The organism is Pseudomonas fluorescens (genome assembly GCF_900636825.1).
GTDB classification, from domain to species: Bacteria; Pseudomonadota; Gammaproteobacteria; order Pseudomonadales; family Pseudomonadaceae; genus Aquipseudomonas; species Aquipseudomonas fluorescens_BG.
Window position 1 is genome coordinate 2015379 of the sequence record NZ_LR134318.1, and the last position, 25721, is coordinate 2041099.

A 25721-nucleotide genomic window follows, 5' to 3' on the forward strand; every position below is an offset into this window, starting at 1 on the left:
ATGAATGCAGAAGACTCCCTGAAACTCGCTCGCCGGTTTATCGGGTTGCCCCTGGAAAAACGCCAGATGTTCCTCGCCGCCCTGCAGAGGGAAGGGGTGGATTTTTCGCGGTTTCCGATTCCGGCCGGGGTTGAGGCCGAGGATCGGCAGGCGCTGTCTTACGCCCAGCAACGGATGTGGTTTTTGTGGCAGCTCGATCCGCAGGGCGGCGCCTACAATCTGCCCGGCGCGGTGCGACTCAATGGCCGGTTGAATCTGGATGCGCTGGAGCGAGCTTTCGCCAGCCTGGTCGAGCGCCACGAAACCCTGCGCACCGTGTTCCAGCGCCAGGCTGACGAGAGTCTGCTGCAAGTGCCAACCAGTGCGCCGCTGCTGATTCGCCACCAAGACTTCAGTGCGTTGCCGGCCAGCGAGCGTGAGCAGGCCGTGGTCAATGCCGCCGAGCAACAATCGGTGCTGCCGTTCGATCTGGCTGTCGGCCCGCTGTTGCGCGTGACCTTGCTCAAACTCGCCGAGCAGGAACACGTCCTGCTGCTGACTTTGCATCACATCGTCTCCGATGGCTGGTCGATGAACGTGTTGATTGACGAGTTCATTCGTTGCTACGACGCCTTCGATGCCGGTCAGCCGCCGCAATTGCCCGCGCTGCCGATCCAGTACAGCGACTACGCCCTGTGGCAACGGCGCTGGCTGGAAGCGGGCGAGCAGGCGCGTCAGCTCGAATACTGGCAGGCGCAATTGGGCGACGAACATCCGGTGCTGGAGTTGCCGCTGGACCACTCGCGGCCGGCGATGCCGAGCTATCGCGGCACGCGCTACGAGTTCGCCGTCGACGAGCAACTGGCCGAACAATTGCGCAACACGGCGCAGCAGCATCAAGTCACCCTGTTCATGTTTTTGCTCGGCGCCTTCAACGCGCTGCTGCATCGCTATACCGGCCAGACCGACCTGCGCGTCGGCGTGCCGATTGCCAACCGCAACCGGGCTGAAATCGAAGGGCTGATCGGTTTCTTCGTCAACACTCAAGTGCTGCGTACGCAACTGGATGGGCAAACCCGCGTTGATGATCTACTGCGCGCGATCAAGGACACCGCGCTAGGTGCGCAGGCGCATCAGGATCTGCCCTTCGAGCAACTGGTCGAAGCGCTGAAACTGGAACGCAGTCTCAGTCACACGCCGCTGTTCCAGGTGATGTACAACCACCAGCCGCAAGTCGCCGATATCGCCGCGCTCAGCACCGCTTCGGGCCTCGTGCTCAATAGCCTCGACTGGCAAAGCCGTACCACCCAATTCGACCTGACCCTGGATACCTACGAGAAGGGCGGCAAGCTGCACGCCGCGCTGACTTACGCCAGCGACCTATTCGATGCCCCGACCATCGAACGCATGGCCCGTCACTGGTTGCGTCTGCTCGCGGCGATGGTCGCCGATCCGTCGCAGCGCATCGGCGAATTGCCGTTGCTGGAGGCCGATGAGCAGCACACGCTGGTGCATGAGTGGAATAACGTTCGCGCGGCGTATCCGAGCGAAACGCCGCTCCACCAACTGATCGAAGCGCAGGTCATGCGCACGCCGCACGCGCCGGCGCTGGTATTCGGCGAGCAGACCCTGAGCTATGCCGAACTGGATGCCCAAGCCAACCGTCTCGCCCGTCTGCTGCACGACCACGGCGTGCGCGCCGACAGTCTGGTCGGCGTTTGTGCGCTGCGTTCGGTGGAAATGGTCGTCGCGCTACTGGCGATCCTCAAGGCGGGCGGTGCGTATGTGCCGCTGGACCCGGAATACCCGCAGGAGCGTCTGGCGTACATGATCGAGGACAGCGGCATCACTTTGCTGCTGACCCAGTCTGAGTTGCTGCCGTCGCTGCCGACTGGCGGGGTGAAAGTCATCACCCTCGATCAGCCAGGTTTGCTCGACGAGTTTAGCGACACTCGGCTGGAGATCAGTGTTGATCCACTGAATCTGGCTTATGTGATTTACACCTCCGGCTCAACCGGCAAACCGAAGGGCGCCGGTAACAGCCACGCGGCGCTGGTCAACCGTTTGTGCTGGATGCAGGACGCCTACGGGCTGCACGCCAGCGATTCGGTGTTGCAGAAAACCCCGTTCAGTTTCGACGTCTCGGTATGGGAATTCTTCTGGCCGCTGCTGACCGGTGCGCGGTTGGTGGTCGCCGCGCCGGGCGTGCACCGCGATCCGCTGCAGCTCATCGATACGATCAATCGCTACGGGATCAGCACGCTGCACTTTGTGCCGTCGATGCTGCAGGCGTTCATTCATGAGACGGGCGTCGAAAGCTGTGTCGGCCTCAAACGTATCGTTTGCAGCGGTGAGGCACTGCCACTGGACGCGCAGAACCAAGTCTTCGCCAAGCTGCCGAACGCCGCGCTCTACAACCTCTACGGCCCGACCGAAGCGGCCATCGACGTGACCCATTGGACTTGCGTTGATGAAGGCGCGGACAGCGTGCCGATCGGCCGGCCGATCGCCAACCTGCGCACCCATGTTCTTGACGCCGAGCTGCTGCCGGTGCCGAGTGGCGTGGCCGGCGAACTGTACCTCGGTGGTGCGGGGCTGGCGCGCAGTTATCACCAGCGTCCGGCGCTGACGGCTGAGCGCTTCGTGCCGTGCCCGTTCCATGACGGCGCGCGCCTGTACCGCACCGGTGACCGTGTGCGACAGCGTGCCGACGGTGTGATCGAATACCTCGGTCGCCTCGACCACCAAGTCAAACTGCGCGGTTTGCGCATTGAACTCGGCGAAATCGAAACCCGCCTGATCCAGCATTCGCTGGTGCGCGAAGCGGTGGTGCTGGTGCAGGGCGGCAAACATCTGGTGGCTTATCTGGTGCTGGAAAATTCGCAGCCGGACGAGCAATGGCAGCAGGACGTCAAGGCGTGGCTGCTCGGCAGCCTGCCGGAATTCATGGTGCCGACTTACCTGATGACCCTGGCCAAGCTGCCGGTCACCGCCAACGGCAAACTTGACCGCAAAGCCTTGCCGCAACCGGACGCGGCGCCTCAGCAAGCCTTCGTGGCACCCAAAGATGCCCTGCAAAAAGCGCTGGCGGCGATCTGGGAAGATGTGCTCGGTCTCGAACGCGTCGGCCTGGAGGACAACTTCTTCGAACTCGGTGGCGACTCGATCATTTCGATTCAGGTGGTCAGCCGGGCACGGCAGGCCGGGATTCGCATCAGCCCGCGCGACCTGTTCCAGTACCAAACTGTGCGCAGCCTGGCGCAGGTGGCGACCCTGGAACAGCAGACGGCGGTCGATCAGGCGCCGGTGACCGGTGACGCCATTCTCGGGCCCATTCAGCAGGATTTTTTCAGCCGCGCCATGCCGCTGCGGCAACACTGGAACCAATCGCTGCTGCTGACCCCGCGCGACAGCTTGAACGCGCAGTGGCTCGATGCGGCGCTCACGCAAGTCATCAATCATCACGACGCCTTGCGCCTGCGTTTTGTCGAGGCTGCCGACGGTTGGCAGCAAAGCCACAGCCCCGTGGTTGAAAGTGCAGACCTGTGGCTGCGCGACGCCGAGTCCGCCGAGCAACTGACTGCGCTGTGCAACGACGCGCAACGCAGCCTCGACCTGAAGAACGGCCCGCTGCTGCGCGCCATGCTGGTGACGCTGGCCGATGGCACTCAGCGTCTGGCGTTGATCGTTCATCACTTGGCGGTGGATGGCGTGTCCTGGCGGGTGTTGCTTGAAGATCTGCAGCAGGCCTATGAACAATTGTCGGCGGGCGGCGGCGTTCAGTTGCCGAGCAAAACCAGCGCGTTCCAGCGCTGGACGGCACGTCTTGCCAGCGACGCATCGCGTTTCGACGAACAAGTTGCTTACTGGAAAGCCCAGCATTACGGCGCAAAGGATTTGCCTTGCGAGCGTCCGCAGGGCAGCCGGCGCAACGCCGATGGCGAAAAAATCGAATGGCGCCTCGACGCCGAGCGAACCCGCCAGTTGCTGCAACAGGCCCCGGCGGCGTATCGCACGCAGGTCAACGATTTGCTGCTGACTGCGCTGGCACGCACTGTCAGTCGCTGGAGTCAGCAGCCGAGCACGTTGATCGAACTCGAAGGGCACGGCCGCGAAGACCTGTTCGAGGACATCGACCTGAGTCGCACGGTGGGTTGGTTCACCAGCCTGTTCCCGGTCAATCTGAGCGCTGCCGACGATCTCGACGGTTCGATCAAGGCAATCAAGGAGCAACTGCGTGCAGTGCCGGACAAAGGTCTGGGCTACGGCGTGCTGCGTTATCTGGCGGCGCCATCGGTGCGCGCCGAACTGGCTGAGCTGACGCCGCCACGCATCACCTTCAACTACCTCGGCCAGTTCGACCGTCAGTTCGACGACGCGGCGCTGTTCGTGCCGTCCGCCGAAACCAGCGGCGTCGCACAGGATCCGACGGCACCGCTGGCGAACTGGCTGACCGTCGAAAGTCAGGTGTATGGCGGCGAACTGTCGATGAGCTGGGGATTCAGCCGCGAGATGTTCGACCGTTCGACCGTGCAGCAACTGGTGGACGATTACGCCAGCGAGCTGCACGCACTGATCGACCACTGCTGCAATCTGCCCGCCGCGCAAGCGACGCCATCGGACTTCCCGCTGGCTCGCGTGAGCCAGGCGCAACTGGACGCGTTGCCGGTGCCGGCCGGTCAGCTCGACGATGTGTATCCGTTGTCGCCGATGCAGCAGGGGCTGCTGTTTCACACCCTCTACGAGCAAGCGGCAGGCGAGTACATCAATCAGTTGCGTGTCGATGTGCAAGGCCTTGACCCTGAGCGGTTCCGCGCCGCGTGGCAAGCCACGGTCGACGCGCAGGACATTCTGCGCAGCGGTTTCATCTGGCAGGGTGAGTTGGCGCAGCCGCTGCAGATTGTCCACAAGCACGTGCAATTGCCGTTCACCACGCTCGACTGGCGTGAGCGCGACGACCACGCCACAGCGCTCGCGGCGCTGGCCGAGGCCGAGCGTCAGCAAGGTTTCGATCTGACCCGTGCACCGCTGTTGCGGCTACTGCTGGTGCAGACCGGCGCCGCGCAATGGCACCTTATTTACACCCATCACCACATCCTCATGGACGGCTGGAGTAACTCGCAGTTGCTCGGCGAAGTGTTGCAGCGCTACAGCGGTCGCACGCCAACGAATGGCGGCGGGCGATATCGCGATTACATCGCCTGGCTGCAACGACAGGACGCAGCGCTGAGTGAGGATTTCTGGAGCGCTCAGTTGGCCGCGCTGCAGGAGCCGACCCGACTGGCGCGCGCGGCCACCGCTAATGAGAGCGGCAGCGGCCACGGCGATCACTACCTGACCCTGGACGTGCCGGGCACGCAGGCGCTGGAACATTTCGCGCGCCGGCAGAAAGTCACCGTCAACACCTTGGTGCAAGCGGCATGGCTGTTGTTGCTGCAACGCTATACCGGACATGAAGCGGTGGCATTCGGCGCGACCGTGGCCGGGCGTCCGGCGGATCTGCCAGGCATCGAGCAACAGGTCGGTCTGTTCATCAACACCTTGCCGGTGATCGGCGCGCCGCGTCCGGATCAGACCGTTGGCCAATGGCTGCAAGCCGTACAGGCGCAAAACCTCAGCCTGCGTGATTTCGAGCATACGCCGCTGGCCGATATCCAGCGTTGGGCCGGGCAGGGCGGTGAAGCGCTGTTCGACAACATTCTGGTGTTCGAAAACTACCCGATTGCCCAAGCGCTGAACCAGGCCGGGCAAGGGCTGACATTCGGTGAAGTCGGCAACTTTGAACAGACCCACTATGCATTGAGCGTCGCGGTGACCCTCGGCGCGCAATTGGCCTTGCACTTCAGCTACGATCGCAGCCAATTCGCCGGCGCGGTCATCGCTGATATCAGTGCGCACCTGCTGCAATTGCTTGAGCAGTTCGCCGTGTCCGCCGAACGCAACCTCGGCGAAATTGCCTTGGCCAGCGCTGCGGAACAGGCACGCCAGCAAGCCGACAATCAGCCGCAGCCGTATCCGATCGATCTCGGCGTGCACCAGCGCATCGCCGCGTTGGCCGCCGAACGTCCGCAACGCACGGCGGTGATTTTCAACGGCCAGCACTTCAGCTATGGCGAAATCGACCAGCGTGCCAATCAACTCGCTCATGCGCTGATCGCCCGTGGCGTCGGCGCAGAAACCCGCGTCGGCGTGGCCTTGCCGCGCAGCGAAGCGGTGATTGTCGCGCTGCTGGCCGTGCTCAAGGCGGGCGGCGCTTATGTGCCGCTGGACACCAGTTACCCGCGCGAGCGCCTGGCCTATCTGATCGAGGATTCCGGGCTGGCGCTGCTGATCAGCGACTCGTCGGTATCGGCGCAATTACCGCTTGCCGAGTCGGTGCCGTTGCTGGAACTCGACCGTCTCGACTTGCGCGAATTGCCGATCACGGCGCCGACGGTGCAAGTCGATCCGGACAATCTGGCGTACGTGATTTACACCTCCGGCTCCACCGGTAACCCGAAAGGCGTCAGCGTCGCCCATGGCCCGCTGGCGATGCATTGCCAGGCCATCGGTGAGCGCTATGAAATGCGTGACAGCGACTGCGAATTCCATTTCATGTCGTTCGCCTTCGACGGTGCCCATGAGCGCTGGCTGACCAGCCTGACCCACGGCGCCTCGCTGCTGATTCGCGACGACACCCTGTGGACGCCGGAGCAGACCTATAACGCGATGATCGAACACGGCGTGACCGTGGTCGCCTTCCCGCCGGTGTACCTGCAACAACTCGCCGAACACGCCGAGCGCGTCGGCCATCCGCCGAAGGTACGTATCTATTGCTTCGGCGGCGATGCGGTGCCGAACGCCAGTTTCGAGCGGGTCAAACGCGCTCTCGATCCGGACTACATCATCAACGGCTACGGCCCGACCGAAACCGTGGTCACCCCGCTGATCTGGAAGGCCGGACGCGAAGTGTCGTGCGGCGCTGCCTACGCGCCGATCGGCAGTCGCATCGGCGATCGCAGCGCCTATGTGCTGGATGCCGATCTGAACCTGCTGCCGCAAGGCATGGCCGGTGAGCTGTACCTCGGTGGCACCGGGCTGGCGCGCGGTTATCTGAACCGTCCGGGGCTGACCGCCGAGCGCTTCGTCGCTGATCCGTTCAGCAGCACCGGCGGCTTGCTTTATCGCACCGGCGACCTGGTGCGTCAGCGTGTCGACGGCACATTCGATTACCTCGATCGCATCGACAATCAGGTGAAGATCCGCGGTTTCCGCATCGAGTTGGGTGAAGTCGAAGCGGCGCTGCAAGCCCTCGACGGCGTGCGCGAAGCGGTGGTGGTGGCGCAGGAAGGCAGCGCCGGCAGCGGCAAGCGTCTGGTGGCCTATGTCGTCAGCGATACGACGCGCACCGACTTCACCGATGAGCTGCGTGCGCAACTTCAGGCGACGTTGCCAGCGCATATGGTGCCGGCGTATGTGCTGCGACTGCAGCGTCTGCCGCTGACACCGAACGGCAAACTCGATCGCAAGAACCTGCCGAAACCGGACGTCAGCCAATTGCAACAGGCTTACGTCGCGCCGCAAACCGAGCTGGAGCGGCAACTGGCAACGATCTGGCAAGACGTGCTCAAGCTGGAACAGGTCGGCAGCAGCGACAACTTCTTCGAACTGGGCGGCGACTCGATCATTTCCATCCAGGTGGTCAGCCGCGCCCGGCAGGCCGGGATTCGCTTCACGCCGAAAGACCTGTTCCAGCACCAGACCATCGCCGCGCTGGCGGTGGTCGCGCAGACCGGCGAAGCGCTGCAACAGATCGACCAGCGGCCGGTGACCGGCAGCACAGCGCTGTTGCCGATTCATCAGGAATTTTTTGCGCAAGCGATTCCTGATCGTCACCACTGGAACCAGTCGGTGATGCTCAAGCCGACGCAGACGCTGGATGCGCAGGTGCTGGAACAGGCGCTGGACGCGTTGCTGCTGCATCACGACAGCCTGCGTCTGGAGTTTGTCGAGCAGGCTGACGGTTGGATCGCGCAATACCGTGATGTTGCCACGCAGGCGGGCGAGACCATTCTGTGGCAGGTCGAGGTCGCTGATCTTGCTGCCCTCGAGGCGCTGGGTGACAAGGCGCAGCGCAGCCTGCAATTGAGCGGTGGCTCGTTGGTTCGCGCGGTGCTGGCGAACCTGGCGGACGGCACTCAACGCTTGCTGCTGATCGTTCATCACCTGGTGGTCGATGGCGTGTCGTGGCGGATCCTGTTCGAAGACCTGCAGAACGCTTATCGGCAGATTGTTGCCGGTAACGCTGTGCAATTGCCGGCCAAGACCAGTGCGGTCAAAACGTGGGCGGCGGCTTTGCAGGAATATGCCGCGACGCCTGCGTTGCAGGCCGAACTGGGCTTTTGGCAGCAGCAGTTGCAGGGCGCGTCGGCAGCGTTGCCGTACGACCATGCCGATGGCGGGCAGCAACACGACCAAGCAGCGACGATCCGCAGCAAACTGGATCAGAACCTGACCCGCCAGTTGCTGCAAGAGGCGCCCGCAGCCTATCGCACGCAAGTCAACGATGTGCTGTTGACGGCATTGGCGCGGGTGATGGTGCGCTGGACCGGCGGCGACCATGCGCTGGTGCTGCTGGAAGGCCATGGCCGTGAAGATCTGTTCGACAGCGTCGATCTCACCCGCACCGTGGGCTGGTTCACCAGCGTGTTCCCGGCACGGCTTTCGCCAGCCGCTGACCGGGGGGCGTCGCTCAAACAGGTCAAGGAACAATTGCGCGCGATACCGCACAAAGGCCTCGGCTTCGGTGCACTCGCGCATCTGGGCGATGCGCCGGCGCGCGAAGCATTGCGCGGGCTGCCGGCACCGCGCCTGACGTTCAACTACCTGGGCCAGTTCGACGGCAGTTTTGCCCAAGCGGACCAGGCGTTGTTCGCGCCGACTGGTGAATCCGCTGGTGCTGAAGTCAATCTGCAGGGGCCGCTCGGCAACCCACTGGCGCTGAACGGCAAAGTCTTCGGCGGCGAGCTGGATCTGAGCTGGACTTACAGCGCTGCGATGTTCGATGCCGCGACCATCCAGCGTCTGGCCGATGATTATGTGCAGGAACTGACGGCGCTGATCGGCCACTGCTGCGATGCCAACAACCGTGGCGTGACGCCGTCGGACTTCCCGTTGGCGCGACTGTCACAAGCGCAACTGGATGCGCTGGTGCTGGAGCCGCAAGGCATCGATGACATTTACCCGCTGTCGCCGATGCAGCAGGGCATGTTGTTCCATTCGCTGCTCGAACAGGGCAGTGGCGACTACATCAATCAGATGCGCCTGGACGTCGATGGTGTCGATCCACAGCGTTTCCGCGCCGCCTGGCAAGCGGTGGTGGGTGCCCATGACATTTTGCGCACCGGGTTCTTCTGGCAAGGCGACTTGCCGCAACCGGTGCAAGTGGTGCAGCGGCAGGTAGAAGTGCCGTTCAGCGTCCTCGACTGGAACGGCAAGGCCGATCTGCACGCGGCGCTGCAAACTCTCGCCTCTGAAGAACGCGCATTGGGCCTCGACCTGACCTGTGCGCCACTGCTGCGTTTGGTGCTGGTGCGCACTGCAACTGATCGTCATCACCTGATCTACACCAACCATCACATCCTCATGGATGGCTGGAGCAGCGCGCAGTTGCTCGGCGAAGTCTTGCAGCATTATCGCGGCGAAGAGGTGCCGCGCCCGGTGGGTCGCTATCGCGATTACATCGCTTGGTTACAGGGTCAGGACGCGACGGCCGCTGAGCATTACTGGCTGTCGACATTGGGCAATCTGGATCAACCGACGCGCCTGGCGAATGTGATTGCGCGGCCACACGATGATTTACCGAGCGTCGGTTACGGCGATCATCACCACGTACTGGACGCCGATCTGAGCGCACGTCTGGGTGAATTCGCCCGGGCCTCGAAAGTCACCGTCAACACGCTGGTGCAAGCCGCGTGGCTGTTGCTCTTGCAGCGTTTTACCGGCAAGGACCGGGTGGCGTTCGGTGCGACGGTAGCCGGGCGCCCGGCGGATCTGCCGGGGGCCGAAGCGCAGATCGGGCTGTTCATCAACACCCTGCCGGTGGTCGCCGCGCCGCAATCGCATCAGAGTCTGGCCAGTTGGCTGCAAGCGGTGCAGGCGCAGAATCTGGCGTCACGCGAGTTCGAACACACGCCGCTGGCGGACATTCAGCGCTGGGCCGGGCAGGGTGGCGAGGCGCTGTTCGACAGTTTGATGGTGTTCGAAAACTACCCGATTGGCGAAGCTCTGGAACGCGGCGCGCCGCAAGGGCTGCGCTTTGGCGCGGTGGCCAATCAAGAGCAGACCAATTACCCGCTGACCTTGTTGGTGAGCATGGGCGCGCAGTTGTCGGTGCATTTCAGTTATCAGCGCGACAGTTTCACCGCGGAAAGCGTGACGCAATTGGGCGCTACTCTGCAGCGTCTGCTCGAGCAGATGGCCGAGCCGGGTGAGCGTTCGCTGGGCGAGTTGCAGTTGATCGACGTCGCACCGCCAATCGATTCCCGCTTTGATACCGAGCAGTGCATTCATCAGGCAATTGCCCATCAGGTGGCGACAGCGCCGGATGCACCGGCGGTGACCTTCGGCGCGTTGCAACTGACTTACGCCGAACTGGATGCGCAGGCCAATCGTCTGGCGCACCAACTGATCGAACTTGGTGTCGGCCCGGAAGTGCGCGTCGGCGTAGCGATGCCACGTTCCGAGCAGTTGCTGATCGCATTGCTGGCGGTGCTCAAGGCCGGTGGCGCTTATGTGCCGCTGGATCCGGACTATCCGGCTGAGCGCGTCGCCTACATGCTTGAAGACAGCCGTGCGCGCGTGTTGCTCACTGAGCAGGCGGTCGCTGCGACATTGCACGTGCCAAGCGCAACCCACGTGCTGCTGCTCGATCAGGTGTCGCTGAGGGATTATCCGCACAGCGCACCGCAAACATCCGTCGCACCGGACAACCTGGCCTACGTGATCTACACCTCGGGCTCCACCGGCAAACCGAAAGGCGTGGCGATTGCCCATCGCAATGTCATGGCGCTGATCGACTGGTCGGCCAAAGTCTACAGCCGCGACGATATCCAAGGCGTATTGGCCTCGACTTCGGTGTGTTTCGACCTGTCGGTGTGGGAGCTGTTCGTCACTCTGGCCAATGGCGGCTCGCTGATCATCGCGCGCAATGCGCTGGAGCTGCCGAACCTGCCGGCGCGAGATCAGGTGCGCCTGATCAACACGGTGCCATCGGCGATCGCTGCGCTGCAACGCGCCGGACAGATTCCGCCGAGCGTGCGCATCATCAATCTGGCCGGCGAGCCACTCAAGCAAGGGTTGGTCGACGCGCTGTATCAGCAGGCGACGGTCGAGCATGTCTACGACCTGTACGGCCCGTCGGAAGACACCACTTACTCAACCTGGACCCGCCGCCGCGCCAATGGCCAGCCACGCATCGGTCGCGTCCTCGAGCACAGCGCCAGCCATCTGCTCGACGCCGATCTGCATGCGGTGCCGTCAGGGGTGTCGGCTGAGCTGTACCTGTCTGGCGCCGGCATCACTCGCGGTTATCTGGGACGCGCCGCGCTGACCGCCGAGCGCTTCGTACCGAATCCGTTCGTCGGCAACGGCGAGCGCCTGTACCGCACCGGCGACCTGATTCGCCAGCGCGAACAAGGCGAACTCGAGTACATGGGCCGGATCGACCATCAGGTGAAAATTCGTGGCTTCCGCATCGAACTGGGGGAGATCGAGGCGCGATTGCTCGGCCAACCGGCGGTCAGTGAAGCGGCGGTGCTTGCCGTTGAGGGGGAGGGCGGTGCGCAACTGGTGGCCTACGTGGTCGCGCCGGCACTGGATCGGGATGACGACGCAGCGCAGCGGCAATTGCGCGACGGACTAAAGACTGGCCTCAAGTCTTCGTTACCTGACTACATGATTCCCGCGCACCTGTTGTTCCTTGAACAGTTGCCACTGACCCCCAACGGCAAACTCGACCGCAAGGCCCTGCCCGCGGTCGATGCCAGCCAGATGCAGGCCGCCTATGTCGCGCCGCAGAGTGAGCTTGAGCAACAGGTCGCGGCGATCTGGCAGCAAGTGCTCGAGGTTGAACGCATTGGTCTGAGTGATCACTTCTTCGAACTGGGCGGGCACTCGCTGCTGGCGGTCAACGTGGTGTCGCGCATGGCTCTTGAACTGGGCCTGACGCTGACCCCGCAACTGTTATTCCAGCACCCCGTCCTGAGCGATTTTGTCGCTCGACTCGATACAGGAGGCGGGGCAATCAACGAACAGAAACTGAGCAAGCTGGAAGCCCTGCTTGACGATATGGAGGAAGTCTGATGGACAAGAGTGTTGCTTTGAGGGTTGCCAAGCGCTTTATCACTCTGCCGCTGGACAAACGCAAACTGTACCTGGAGAAGATGCTCGAAGAGGGCGTCTCTCCGGCCAATCTGCCGATCCCGGAAACACGTTCCGGGTTTGCGGCGATTCCTCTGTCGTACGCTCAGGAGCGCCAACTGTTCCTTTGGCAAATGGACCCGCACAGCAGCGCGTATCACATTCCCAGTGCCTTGCGCCTCAAGGGGCAACTGGATGTCGCGGCGCTGGAGCGCAGCTTCAATGCAGTGGTCGCGCGCCACGAAAGTCTGCGCACCACGTTTGCCGAGCACGGTGAAACCTTCTGCCAGGTGATTCATCCGCAATTGTCGCTGACCATCACCTTGGCTGCGCTGCCGACAGACCTCGACGCCACTGGCGAAGAGGCGGCGATCAAGGCGTTTGTCGAAAACGAAACGGCGCGCCCGTTCAATCTGCAACAAGGCCCGCTGCTGCGCGTGGCATTGCTGAAAATCGCGCCAGACGATCATGTACTGGTGCTGATCCAGCACCACATCATTTCCGATGGCTGGTCGATCAAAGTGCTGGTCGATGAGTTGATCCAGCATTACGCCGCCGACACCGCCGGGCAGCCACTGGCGCTGCCGGAGCTCGATGTGCAATACGCCGACTACGCGATCTGGCAACGTCACTGGCTGGAAGCAGGCGAGCGCGAACGGCAACTGGCGTACTGGATCAAGACACTGGACGGCGAGCAGCCGGTGCTGGAGTTGCCGATCGATTTCCCGCGCCCGGCCATGCAAAGCCTGCGCGGTGCGCGCCTTGAGCTGAACCTGCCGACCGCCCTTGGCGATGCCCTCAAACAATTGGCCCAGCGCGAAGGTGCGAGCCTGTTCATGGTCTTGCTGGCCTCGTTCCAGGCGTTGCTGCATCGCTACAGCGGCCAGGCGCAGATTCGTGTGGGCGTGCCAACGGCCAACCGCAACCGGGTCGAGACTGAAGGCCTGATCGGTTTCTTCGTCAACACCCAAGTGCTGAATGCCGAGGTCGACGGGCAATTGCCGTTCAACCAATTGCTGGCTCAGGTCAAGCAAGCGGCGATGGCGGCTCAGGCGCATCAGGATCTGCCGTTCGAGCAATTGATCGAAGCCCTGCAACCGGAACGCAGCCTCAGTCACAGCCCGGTGTTTCAGGTGATGTTCAACCACCAGACCCGCCGTGATCAGGGCCGCGGCGCGGTACAACTGCCGCAGCTGAGCGTCGAGGATGTGCAGTGGGAAGGGCGCACCGCGCAGTTCGACCTGACCTTGAATACCTATGAATCGAATGACGGTCTTGCCGCCGAGCTGAGCTACGCCACCGATCTGTTCACGGCGCAAACCGTTGAGCGCCTGGCCCGTCACTGGCAGAACCTGTTGCAGGGCATCGTTGCCGCGCCAACCCAGCGTGTCGGCGAATTGCCGCTGCTGGAAAGTGCCGAACACGGCGTATTGTTGCAGGACTGGATGCGCGTTGCCGATCACAGCGCGCAGGCCGAATGCGTGCAGCTGGATTTCGCCGCGCAGGCACAGCGAAATCCGCAGGCCACGGCGCTGATCATTGGCGACGAGGTGCTGAGTTACGGCGAGCTGGATGCCCGCTCGAACCAACTGGCGCACCGGCTGATCGAGGCCGGCGTCTGCCCGGATCGACTGGTCGGCATCGCCGTTGAACGCAGCGTTGAAATGATCGTCGGCCTGCTGGCGATCCTCAAGGCTGGCGGCGCCTATGTGCCGCTGGACCCGGCGTATCCAGAGGATCGCCTGGCCTACATGATCGAGGACAGCGGTCTGCAAATACTGCTGACCCAGGCTCATCTGCAGGCGCAATTGCCGATCCCGGCGGACGTGCAAACCCTGTTGCTGGACCAGCCGAGTGCGTGGCTGGCGGCTTATCCACACACCGCGCCGAACGTCGCGGTGAACGCCGAGCACCTGGCATACACGATCTACACCTCCGGCTCCACCGGCAAACCCAAAGGCGTGATGGTTCGCCATGCGGCGCTGAGCAATTTTGTCGCGAGCATGAGCCGGCAGCCAGGCATTGCGGCGACCGACCGCATGCTGTCGCTGACCACGTTCTCGTTCGATATTTTTGGCCTGGAAATCTATGGCCCGCTGCTCGCCGGTGCCTGTGTGGTGCTGACCGGCAAGGACGTGCATCAAGACCCGCAAGCGGTGCTGGAGCTGATCGAACGTCATGCCGTGAGCATGCTGCAAGCCACGCCATCGACCTGGCGCATGCTGCTCGATCAGGAACACGCAGCGATTCTCAAGGGTCGCACGTTCCTCTGTGGCGGTGAGGCGCTGTCGCAGGAACTGGCCAATCGCATGCTCGCGCTGACGCCGAGGGTGTGGAACCTCTATGGCCCGACCGAAACCACTATCTGGTCAGCGCAACATGCGCTGAGCGCGGACGACAGCCGTGCATTCCTCGGCACGCCGATCGACAACACCGCGCTGTACATTCTCGGCAGTGACCTTGAGCTCAATCCGCTCGGTGCGCCGGGGGAATTGCTGATCGGCGGCGATGGCCTGGCGCGCGGTTATTCCCAGCGCCCGAGCCTGACCGCCGAACGCTTTGTGCCGGACCCGTTCTCGAAAAACGGCGCGCGCCTGTACCGCACCGGCGACCTGACCCGTTATCGCGCCGAAGGCGTCATCGAATACATCGGGCGGATCGACCATCAAGTGAAAATCCGTGGTTTCCGTATCGAGCTCGGCGAGATTGAAGCGCGTTTGCTCGCCCTCGACAGTGTGCGCGAAACCGTCGTGGTCGCGCAGGATTCCCCGATCGGTGCGCAACTGGTCGGGTACGTGGTGCCGTCCGCCAGCGGTAGTGACGAAGTCGACCTGCGCGCTGCGCTGAAAGCCAGTCTCAAGGCGGAACTGCCGGAATACATGGTGCCGGCGCACCTGTTGTTCCTCGCGCAATTGCCACTGACGCCTAACGGCAAAATCGACCGCAAGGCTTTGCCAGCACCCGACGCCAGCCAGTTGCAGTCGACCTATATCGCGCCACAAACCGCGACCCAACATACCGTCGCCGAGATCTGGCAAGCGGTGCTCAAACTGGAACGTGTTGGCCTGAGTGACAACTTCTTCGAACTGGGCGGACATTCCCTCCTGGTTACCCAAGTGGTCTCGCGAGTGCGCCAGGCGCTGAATGTGCAAGTGCCGCTGCGCACGTTGTTCGAACACAGCACGCTGGAAGATTTTGTTGCCGCGCTGGGTGTCGATCAGGCGGATCGAGAGCCTGCGCTAGTGGCGTTGCCGCGCCTGCAACCGCTGGCACTTTCCTATGCGCAGGAACGCCAGTGGTTCCTTTGGCAACTCGATCCGGCCAGCACCGCCTATCACGTCCCGGCCGCGCTGCGCTTGCGTGGCGAGCTGAATCTGGCGGCGTTGCGGCAGAGTTTCGAGGCGCTGATCGAGCGTCATGAATCTTTGCGGACCTGCTTCGTCGCGCAACAGGGCCAGACCCTGCAAGTGATTCAGGCCCATGGCACGCTGGATCTGCAAGTGCAGGACGCGGCGGGGCTGGACGATGCGGCGCTGCAAGCGCTGGTCGGCGAAGAAACCCTGCACCTGTTCGATCTGCAACGAGGCCCATTGCTGCGGGTGAAATTGCTGCGGCTGGCCGCCGATGACCATGCGCTGGTGATTACCCTGCATCATATCGTCTCCGATGGCTGGTCGATGAACATCATGGTCGATGAGCTGGTGGCGTTGTACGGCGCTTTCAGTCAGGGCCAGCGCGCGCAATTGCCGGCGCTGCCGGTGCAGTACGCCGACTACGCCGTGTGGCAAAAACAATGGATGGACGCTGGCGAGCGCGAGCGTCAGTTGAGTTACTGGACCGCGCAACTGGGCGACGGCGATCAGCCGCTGCTGGAGCTACCGACCGATCGCGCGCGCCCGACCGAGCAAAGCTACCGCGGCGCGCGTCGCGACATCCCGCTGAGCCACGAACTGGCGACAGCCCTCAAGCAGGTCGCGCAGGGTGAAAACGTTACGCTGTTCGCGCTGTTACTGGCCTCGTTCCAGACCTTGCTGCATCGCTACAGCGGTCAGGCCGATATTCGCGTCGGCGTGCCGGTGGCCAACCGCAATCGGGTCGAGACGGAAGGGCTGATCGGTTTCTTCGTCAACACCCAAGTGCTCAGAGCCGAGTTCGACAGTCAACAGACCTTCCGCAGCCTGTTGCAGCAAGTGCAAAACACGGTGCTCGGCGCGCAGGCGCATCAGGATCTGCCCTTTGAACAACTGGTCGATGCGCTGCAACCGGAACGCAGCCTCAGCCACAGCCCGCTGTTCCAGGTGATGCACAATCACCAGAGCCAGGCGCGTCAGGCACAAGGTGCAACGCGCCTGCCGCAGCTGGAGATCGAAGGTCTGCCGTGGGCTGCCAACACCGCGCAATTCGACCTGACCCTGAACACTTTCGAATCGACCGATCATGTCTGGGTCGAGCTGACCTACGCCACCGATCTGTTCGACGTCGCGACCATCGAGCGCCTGTCGCAACACTGGACGAATCTGCTTCACGGCATCGTCGCCGACAGCGCCCAGCGTATCGCTGAACTGACGCTGCACGACGCCGCCGAACGTGAGGCGAGCTTGCTGCAATGGAACCCGGCCGTGGCCGATTTCTCCAGCGAAGAATGCCTGCATCATTTGATCGAAGCCCAGGCCGCCCGCGCGCCGCAAGCGGTTGCGGTGACGTATGCCGAGCAGTGCTTGAGCTACGGTGAACTCAACAGCCGCGCCAATCGGTTGGCCCACCAGCTGATCGCCAGCGGCGTCGGCCCGGACGTGCGCGTGGGCCTGGCGGTGGAACGCAGCCTCGACATGCTCATCGGCCTGTTGGCGATTCTCAAGGCTGGCGGTGCCTACGTGCCGCTGGACCCAAGCTATCCGGAAGAGCGCCTGGCCTACATGATTGGCGACAGCGGCATTGCGCTGCTGTTGACCCAGAGCCATCTGCTCGGTCGTTTGCCGGTGCCGGATTCAGTGCGCAGCCTGATGCTCGATCAGGATCACGAAGACCTCGAAGGCTACAGCGATAGCAATCCGCACGTGCGCATGAGCGCCGACAACCTGGCGTACGTGATCTACACCTCCGGTTCGACCGGTCAGCCAAAGGGCACCTTGCTCGCGCACCGCAACGTGCTGCGCCTGTTCGAAGCCACCGGTGCCTGGTTCGATTTCGGCCCATCGGATGTGTGGAGCCTGTTCCATTCCTACGCCTTCGACTTCTCGGTGTGGGAGATTTTCGGTGCGCTGCTGTACGGCGGCAAGCTGGTGGTGGTGCCGTACGAGGTCAGTCGCTCGCCGGAAGATTTCTTCGCCTTGCTCTGCCGCGAAGGCGTTACCGTACTCAATCAGACCCCGTCAGCGTTCAAGCAACTGCTGCAAGTCGCTTGCGCCCCGCAACAGGCGGCGCAATCGCTGTCGCTGCGTTATGTGGTGTTCGGCGGCGAAGCGCTGGAAGTCAAGAGCCTGCGACCGTGGTTCGAGCGTTTCGGCGATCAGGCGCCGCAACTGGTCAACATGTATGGCATCACCGAAACCACCGTGCACGTGACCTATCGGCCGTTGTCGATGGCCGATTTGCAGCGCGACGCCAGCAGCCCGATTGGCGAGCCGATTCCGGACCTGTCGTGGTACCTGCTCGACGGCGACCTGAACCCGGTGGCCAAAGGTTGCATCGGTGAGCTGTACGTCGGTCGCGCCGGTCTGGCGCGCGGTTATCTGAACCGTGCCGATCTGACCACGTTGCGTTTCATTCCCGATCCGTTTGCCGCTGACGGTGGTCGTCTGTACCGCACCGGCGACCTGGCGCGCTATCGCGCTGACGGCGTGATCGAATACATCGGGCGGATCGACCATCAGGTGAAGATTCGCGGTTTCCGTATCGAACTCGGCGAGATCGAAGCGCAACTGCTTGAGCAAACGGGCGTGCGCCAAGCCGTGGTGCTGGCGCAACCGGCGCTCAGCGGACAGCAACTGGTCGCATGGCTGGTGCCAAGCGATGTCGCGTTGCTCGACGCCAGTCCCGCCGAACAGGCGCAGTGGCGCGATGGCGTGCGCGCGGCACTCAAGGACAATCTGCCGGATCACATGATCCCGGCGCACCTGTTGCTGCTGGCGCAATTGCCGCTGACGGCCAACGGCAAGCTCAACCGCAGCGCGTTGCCGTCGCCGGATGCGAGCCAGGCGCAACAGGCTTATCAAGCTCCGCAAAGCGAGCTGGAACAACGCTTGGCGGCGATCTGGCAAGACGTGCTGAAACTGCCGCAAGTCGGCCTCAACGATAACTTCTTCGAACTCGGGGGCGACTCGATCATTTCGATTCAAGTGGTCAGCCGCGCCCGTCAGGCCGGGATTCGCCTGAATCCCAAAGACCTGTTCCAGCACCAGACCGTGCAGCGTCTGGCGCTGGTCGCGCAGTGGGGCGCCGACGAGTCGAGCATCGATCAACAAGCGGTGACCGGCGCGGCGCTGCTGCTGCCGATTCAGCAGCAGTTTTTCGAGGACGACATCCCCGAGCGGCATCACTGGAACCAGTCGGTACTGCTCAAACCGCGTCAGCCGCTGGACGCCGATAAAATCGAGCAAGTGTTGCGTGCACTGGTTGCCCATCACGATGCCTTGCGCCTGAGCTTCACTGAGCGCGACGGCGTGTGGCAGGCCGAGCATCGTGCCGTTGAAGCACAGCCGCAAAACCTGCTGTGGCAGGAAGAGGTCGCCGATGCGGCTGCTTTGGAAGCCTTGGGCAACCGTGCCCAGCGCAGTCTGGATCTGCACAACGGGCCGCTGTTGCGCGGGGTGTTGGCGAATCTCGCCGATGGCACGCAGCGCTTGCAGTTGGTGATCCATCACCTGGCTGTCGACGGCGTATCGTGGCGGATTCTGCTGGAAGATCTGCAAAACGCTTACCAGCAGTTGCTCGACGCTCAGCCGCTGAATCTGCCGGCAAAAACCACTGCTTTCAAGGATTGGAGCGAGCATGTGCAGGGCTACGCCAACAGCGCGGCGTTGCAGCAGGAATTGGCTTACTGGCAGGCGTGCCTGAGCGATATCAGCGCCGATCTGCCGTGCAAACGTGTCGATGCTGCACAGAGCAATCGCGTGGCGCAAACGGTACAGACCCGACTTGGCGCTGAGTTGACTCGCCAGTTGCTGCAAGAAGCACCGGCGGCCTATCGCACCCAGATCAACGATTTGTTGCTGACTGCATTGGCGCGGGTCATCGGGCGCTGGAGCGGCCAGCTGTCGACGCTGGTTCAGCTCGAAGGTCATGGTCGCGAAGAACTGTTCGACGGCGTCGATCTGACTCGCACGGTCGGCTGGTTCACCAGCCTGTTCCCGGTGCGCCTGACCCCGGCGGCAACCCCGGGTGATTCGATCAAGCAGATCAAGGAACAGTTGCGCTCGATCCCTAACAAAGGCATCGGTTTCGGCGCACTGCGTCATCTCGGCGATGATCAGGCACAACAGAGCCTGCGCGCTTTGCCGACCCCGCGCATCACCTTCAACTACCTCGGCCAGTTCGACGGCAGTTTCGAGGGTGATGACGGCGCGCTGTTTGCACCAGCGCCGGACAATGCCGGCCTCGATCAGAGCGCGGACGCGCCGCTGGGCAACTGGCTGACCCTTAACGGTCAGGTGTATGGCGGCGAATTGCGCGTGGGCTGGACGTTCAGCGGCGAGCGTTTCGACAGTGCCGTGATCGAGGGACTGGCGGCGGAGTATGCCGAGGAGCTGGCCGCGTTGATCGGCCATTGCCTGACGCCGGGGGTTGAAGGTCTGACGCCATCGGACGTCCCGCTGGCCGGACTGACCCAGGCGCAGCTCGACGGCTTGCCAATCCGCCCCTATCAGGTCGAAGACATTTACCCGTTGTCACCGATGCAGCAGGGCATGCTGTTTCACACGCTCTACGCGCAGCAGTCCGGCGACTACATCAACCAGATGTGCGTCGCGGTCGATGGCTTGCAGGTCGAGCGTTTCCGCAACGCCTGGCAAGCGGCGCTGGAAAGCCACGAAGTGCTGCGCAGCGGTTTTGTCTGGGAAGGTGATCTGCCGAACGCGCTGCAAGTGGTGCACAAAGGCCTGCAAGTGCCGTTCAGCGTGCTCGACTGGCGTGATCGCAACGATCTGGCGGCTGACCTGAAAGCGCTGGAACATCAGCAACGCCAGCAAGGTTTCGATCTGCACGCCGCGCCGTTGCTGCGTCTGCTCGTGGTGCAGGTGGCAGCCGAGCGCTTCCATCTGATTTACACCTCGCATCACATCCTGATGGATGGCTGGAGCAATTCGCAGCTGCTCGGCGATGTCTTGCAGCGCTACCACGGCCACGCGCCGGCGATGGGCGCGGGGCGCTATCGCGACTACATCGAATGGCTGACGCAGCAGGACGCGCAGGTCACGGAAAACTTCTGGAAGGGCCAACTGGCCGACTTCGAGACACCGACCTACCTCGCCGATGCAGTGCCGCACGTCGCAGACGGGACTGCGGCCGGTCAAGGTGAATATCTGCTCACACTGGACAGCCAGCAAACAGCAGAACTCAACCGTTTTGCCCGCGCGCAAAAAGTCACGGTCAACACCTTGGTACAAGCGGCGTGGCTGTTGCTGTTGCAGCGCTATACCGGGCAAGACACCGTCACATTCGGCGCGACCGTATCGGGGCGCCCGGCGCAGTTGAACGGCGTCGAAGCGCAGATCGGCTTGTTCATCAACACTCTGCCGATCATCGCCAGCCCACGCGCCGAGCAGCCTGTGTCGCAATGGTTGCAACAGGTGCAGGCGCAAAACCTGCTGCTGCGTGAGCAGGAACATACGCCGCTGTTCGACATTCAGCGGTGGGCAGGGCAGAGCGGTGAGGCGTTGTTCGACAACATTCTGGTGTTCGAAAACTACCCGATTGCCGAAGCGTTGCAGCAGGCAGAATCAGCTGACCTGCGCTTCGGCGAGGTCGACCGTTACGAGCAGACCAACTACCCGCTGACGTTGATGGTCAACCTTGATCAGCAGTTGACCGTGCATTTCAGCTATCAACGCACGAGTTTTGCCGCGGCCACTGTGGCCAAGCTGGCCGCGCAGTTGCAGCAATTGCTCATCGAACTGCACGCCAGTGTCGACGGTTGCCTGGGCGAATGGAACCTGCTCGAAGCGGGCGACGAACAACGCGTTCTGCGTGACTGGAATCCGCAGCCAAGCCATGGCCTCGAGCCGATTTGCATCCACCAGGCCATCGAGCGGCAGGTGGCAGCGCAGCCAGATGCGCGCGCTGTGACGTTCGGTCATCAGGCGTTCAGCTATGGCGATATCGATGCCCGGGCCAATCGCCTGGCTCACCGTTTGATCGCCATCGGCGTTGCTCCAGAAGTTCGCGTCGGCGTGGCCATGCAGCGTTCCGACAGTCTGCTGGTGGCGTTGCTCGCGGTGCTCAAGGCCGGTGGCACTTACGTGCCGCTCGATCCGGATTATCCAGCGGACCGGCTCGCCTACATGCTCGAAGACAGCCGTGCCCGTGTGCTGCTGACCGAGACCGATGTCGCCGCGAGCTTGAGCCTCACCAGCGACACGCAGGTGTTGCTGCTCGATCAACTCGATCTTTCCGGCTACAGCACCGCTGCGCCTGTCACTGCGGTGAGTGTGAACAACCTCGCCTATGTGATTTACACCTCTGGCTCTACCGGTAAACCCAAAGGCGTATCGATCACTCATCACAACATCATGGCGCTGAGCGACTGGTCGAAAAATCTCTACAGCCGCGAAGACATTCAGGGCGTGCTCGCTTCGACTTCGGTGTGTTTCGACCTGTCGGTGTGGGAGCTGTTTGTCACCCTCGCCAATGGCGGTTCATTGATCATTGCGCGTAATGCTCTGGAGTTGCCGCAGCTGCCGGCACGGGATCAGGTGCGCCTGATCAACACCGTGCCGTCGGCCATCAATGCATTGCAGGACGCTGGCGATATTCCTGCTGGTGTTCGCATCATCAACCTGTGCGGCGAGGCGCTGAAACAGAACCTGGTAGACACGCTGTATCAGCAGGTCACCGTCGCCGATGTGTTCGACTTGTATGGCCCCTCGGAAGACACCGTTTATTCCACCTGGACCCGTCGCGAAGCGGGTGGCACAGCGAACATCGGTCGGCCGATGATGCGCACCGCCAGCTATGTTCTGGGCGGCGATTTGCTGCCGGCACCGTTGGGTGTTGCGGCGGAGCTGTACCTTGCCGGTGCCGGCCTCAGCCGGGGTTATCTGGGGCGGGCGGCGATGACGGCGGAGAAGTCCGTGCCCAATCCGTTCGCCGGCACTGGCGAGCGCATGTATCGCACGGGCGACCTGACCCGCTATCTCGCCGACGGCGCATTGCAATATGTCGGGCGTATCGATCACCAGGTAAAGGTGCGCGGTTTCCGTATCGAGCTGGGCGAAATCGAATCCCGTCTGTTGCAGATCGACAACGTCAGCCAGGCGTTGGTGGTAGCGCAACCGATCGCCTCCAGCCATCAGTTGGTGGCGTACGTGGTGGTCGATGATGCGGCGCTGGCCAGCGCCGAAACGTTGAAGACTCGACTCAAGGCGCATCTGCCGGACTACATGATCCCGGCGCACATGCTGTTCCTCGCCAGCCTGCCGCTGACCCCGAACGGCAAGGTCGATCGCAAGGCCTTGCCGAGTGTCGATACGTTTGTGCCGGCGGGAGATTTTGTCGCCCCGGTCGGTGAACTGGAACAGCAGATCGCCGCCATCTGGCAAACCGTGCTGGAGCTCGATCAGGTCAGCCGCGACGATCATTTCTTCGAACTGGGCGGGCATTCGCTGTTGGCCACTCAGGCCGTGTCGCGCTTGCGCCATTTGAGCGCCAGCACATTGAGCTTGCGCGATCTGTTCAATTATCCGCGCCTCAAGGATCTGGCGGCGTGGATGGCCGAGCAATCGACCAGCGCCCTCGACGGTTCGGCCAGCCAGGCGGTACCGCTGAAGGCCTGGGGCGCCAAGGCGACCGCGCCGCTGTCGTTGGTTCAGCGTCGCCTGTGGGTGGCAGAGCAATTGTCCGGCGGCAGTTCGGCGTACGGCATGCCGCTGGCGTTGCGCTTGCGCGGTGAACTGTCGGTCGCGCGCTTCATCGGCAGTTTTGCCGAAGTCGTGCGTCGCCACGAGGTGCTGCGCACTGCCTATACGCAGGATGACGAGGGCGATCCGATTGCGCTGATCGCCGAACAGGTCGAGGTCGATTTCCCGGTGCTCGATTTGTCCGGCCTGTCGCGCAGTGCGCAGGAAGAGCAGGTCGCGCAGGCGGTGCTGGAAAACGCGCGGACCCCGATCGATCTGGAGCAGGCGCCGTTGTGGCGCGGGCGCATTCTGCAGCTGTCAGCGACCGAGCATGTGCTGCTGTTTTCCATGCATCACATCATCTCCGACGGTTGGTCGATGGGCGTGCTGGTCAACGAACTGGTGCAGATCCATGAGCTGAGCAAGGCCGACGATGCCACGCCGTTGCCGGCGCTGGAGGTGCAGTATTCGGACTTTGCCTTGTGGCAACAGGAGCTGGAACGCCAGGGCATTCTCGGCCAGCAGGCGGATTACTGGCGAGAGGCGCTGCGTGGTTACAGCGGCCAGCTCGAACTGCCGCTGGACACGCCGCGCGGGGCGGTGGCGTCGTACGACGGCGACGCGGTGCAGTTCCGTCTGCCGGCAGCTTTGAGCCAAGCCTTGCGTGAGGTTGCCAGCGACGCGGGCGTGACCTTGTACAGCGCGCTGCTGGCATCGTTCCAGCTGCTGTTGCATCGGATCAGCGCCGGTGACGATGTGCTGGTCGGCGCCGACGTCGCCGGGCGTGAGCGAGCGCAACTGGAGCCTCTGATCGGCTTCTTCGTCAACGTCTTGCCGTTGCGTTCGCGCTTCTCGCCGGACACGACTTTTTCGGCATTCCTGGCGCGCACGCAGGACATCTTGCTCGGTGCGCTGGAGCATCAGGACCTGCCACTGGACATGATCGTCGAGTCCTGCGGCGTGCCGCGGCACAAGGGCATGAACCCGTTGGTGCAGGTGTTGTTCGTGATGAACAACCTGCCGGGCCGCACCCAGTCCATGGGCGGTTTGAGTGTCGAGCCACTGGCGGCGGTGCAGAGCCATTCTAAATTCGACATGGCATTGTTCGTTGACGAAGAAGAAGGGCAATTGCTGGGTAATTGGCAATTCGCCACAACCTTGTTCGGACACGAGCGCATTCAGTACCTGGTGAAGGCCTGGATAGCCCTGTTGGAACAGATCGTCGCTGATCAGGACATTCAATTGGGAGCTATCAGCATGCCAGTCGACAATTCAGCCGTGACCGCCACACCGGCGGTCGCCGCGCCCAGGGCCGACAAACTGGGCAAATTCCTCAAGCGTGGCGCGGCCCCGGTGGCCAGGGTGCGCCCGGCGCCGATCCGCGAATCGCTGATCGCTGCGCCACAGCCGTTCCCGCTGCTGATGGAGCCCAATGAGCCGCAGCTCGATCTGATCGAGTGGATCAAGCACAACCGGCCGCTGATCGAAGAAAAACTGGCGACTCACGCCGGCATTCTTTTCCGTGGTTTCGAACTCGATGGCATTCAGGGCTTTGAAGCGTTCGCCGAAGCGATCCAGCCAGGTCTGTACGGTCAATACGGTGACTTGCCGAAGAAAGAGGGCGGCAAGAATACCTACCGCTCCACACCGTACCCGGAACGCAAGATGATCCTGTTCCACAACGAGAGTTCGCACCAGGATCGCTGGCCGCGCAAGCAGATGTTCTATTGCGAGCAAGCGGCGCCGGTTGGCGGTGCAACGCCGGTGGTGGATTGCCGCTTGATGTACGAAAAACTGCCGGCTGCGCTGCGCGACAAGTTCGAGTCGAAAGGTTTGCTGTACGTGCGCACCTTCACCGACAACCTCGATGTGTCGTGGCAGCACTTCTTCAAGACCGAGGACCGTGCCGAAGTCGAAGCCCGTTGCCGCGCGGGCGGCATCGAATGGCGTTGGCTCGACAATAACGAACTGCAAACCCGCACCCCGGGGCCGGCAATCATTCGTCATCCGCTCACCGGGGCCAAGTCGTTTTTCAATCAGGTGCAACTGCATCACATCTACTGGCTTGAGCCGGATGTGCGTGAAGACCTGTTGTCGATGTTCGGCGCCGAGCGCATGCCGCGTCACGTGTATTACGGCGACGGCACACCGATCGAAGACGAAGTGATGCAACGCATCGGCGAGTTGTATGAAGAGTGCGCCGTGCGGTTCGACTGGCAGAAGGGCGACGCGATCCTGCTCGACAACATGCTGGTGGCGCATGCCCGCGACCCTTTCGAAGGTCCGCGCAAG

The 25721-nt window shown here is 62.7% G+C and carries 2 protein-coding genes (1 of these 2 only partly in view); both read left to right on the forward strand.

What is annotated here, in order from left to right; all coding sequences use genetic code 11:
- Complete coding sequence (locus tag EL257_RS09220) at positions 1 to 12321, forward strand: non-ribosomal peptide synthetase (protein WP_126361854.1); 12321 nt, start codon at positions 1 to 3, stop codon at positions 12319 to 12321.
- Positions 12321 to 25721: the 5' portion of a non-ribosomal peptide synthase/polyketide synthase gene (locus EL257_RS09225; RefSeq protein ID WP_126361856.1), read on the forward strand. 99 nt of this gene lie beyond the right edge of the window; 13401 of the gene's 13500 nt are visible here — the first part of the coding sequence; its start codon is at positions 12321 to 12323; its stop codon lies off the right edge, out of view. The genes EL257_RS09220 and EL257_RS09225 overlap by 1 nt, the downstream gene beginning before the upstream one ends.

Coding starts and splice junctions, on each gene's coding strand:
- EL257_RS09220 (WP_126361854.1), top strand. CDS start 1: ATGAATGCAGAAGACTCCCTGAAACTCGCTCGCCGGTTTATCGGGTTG.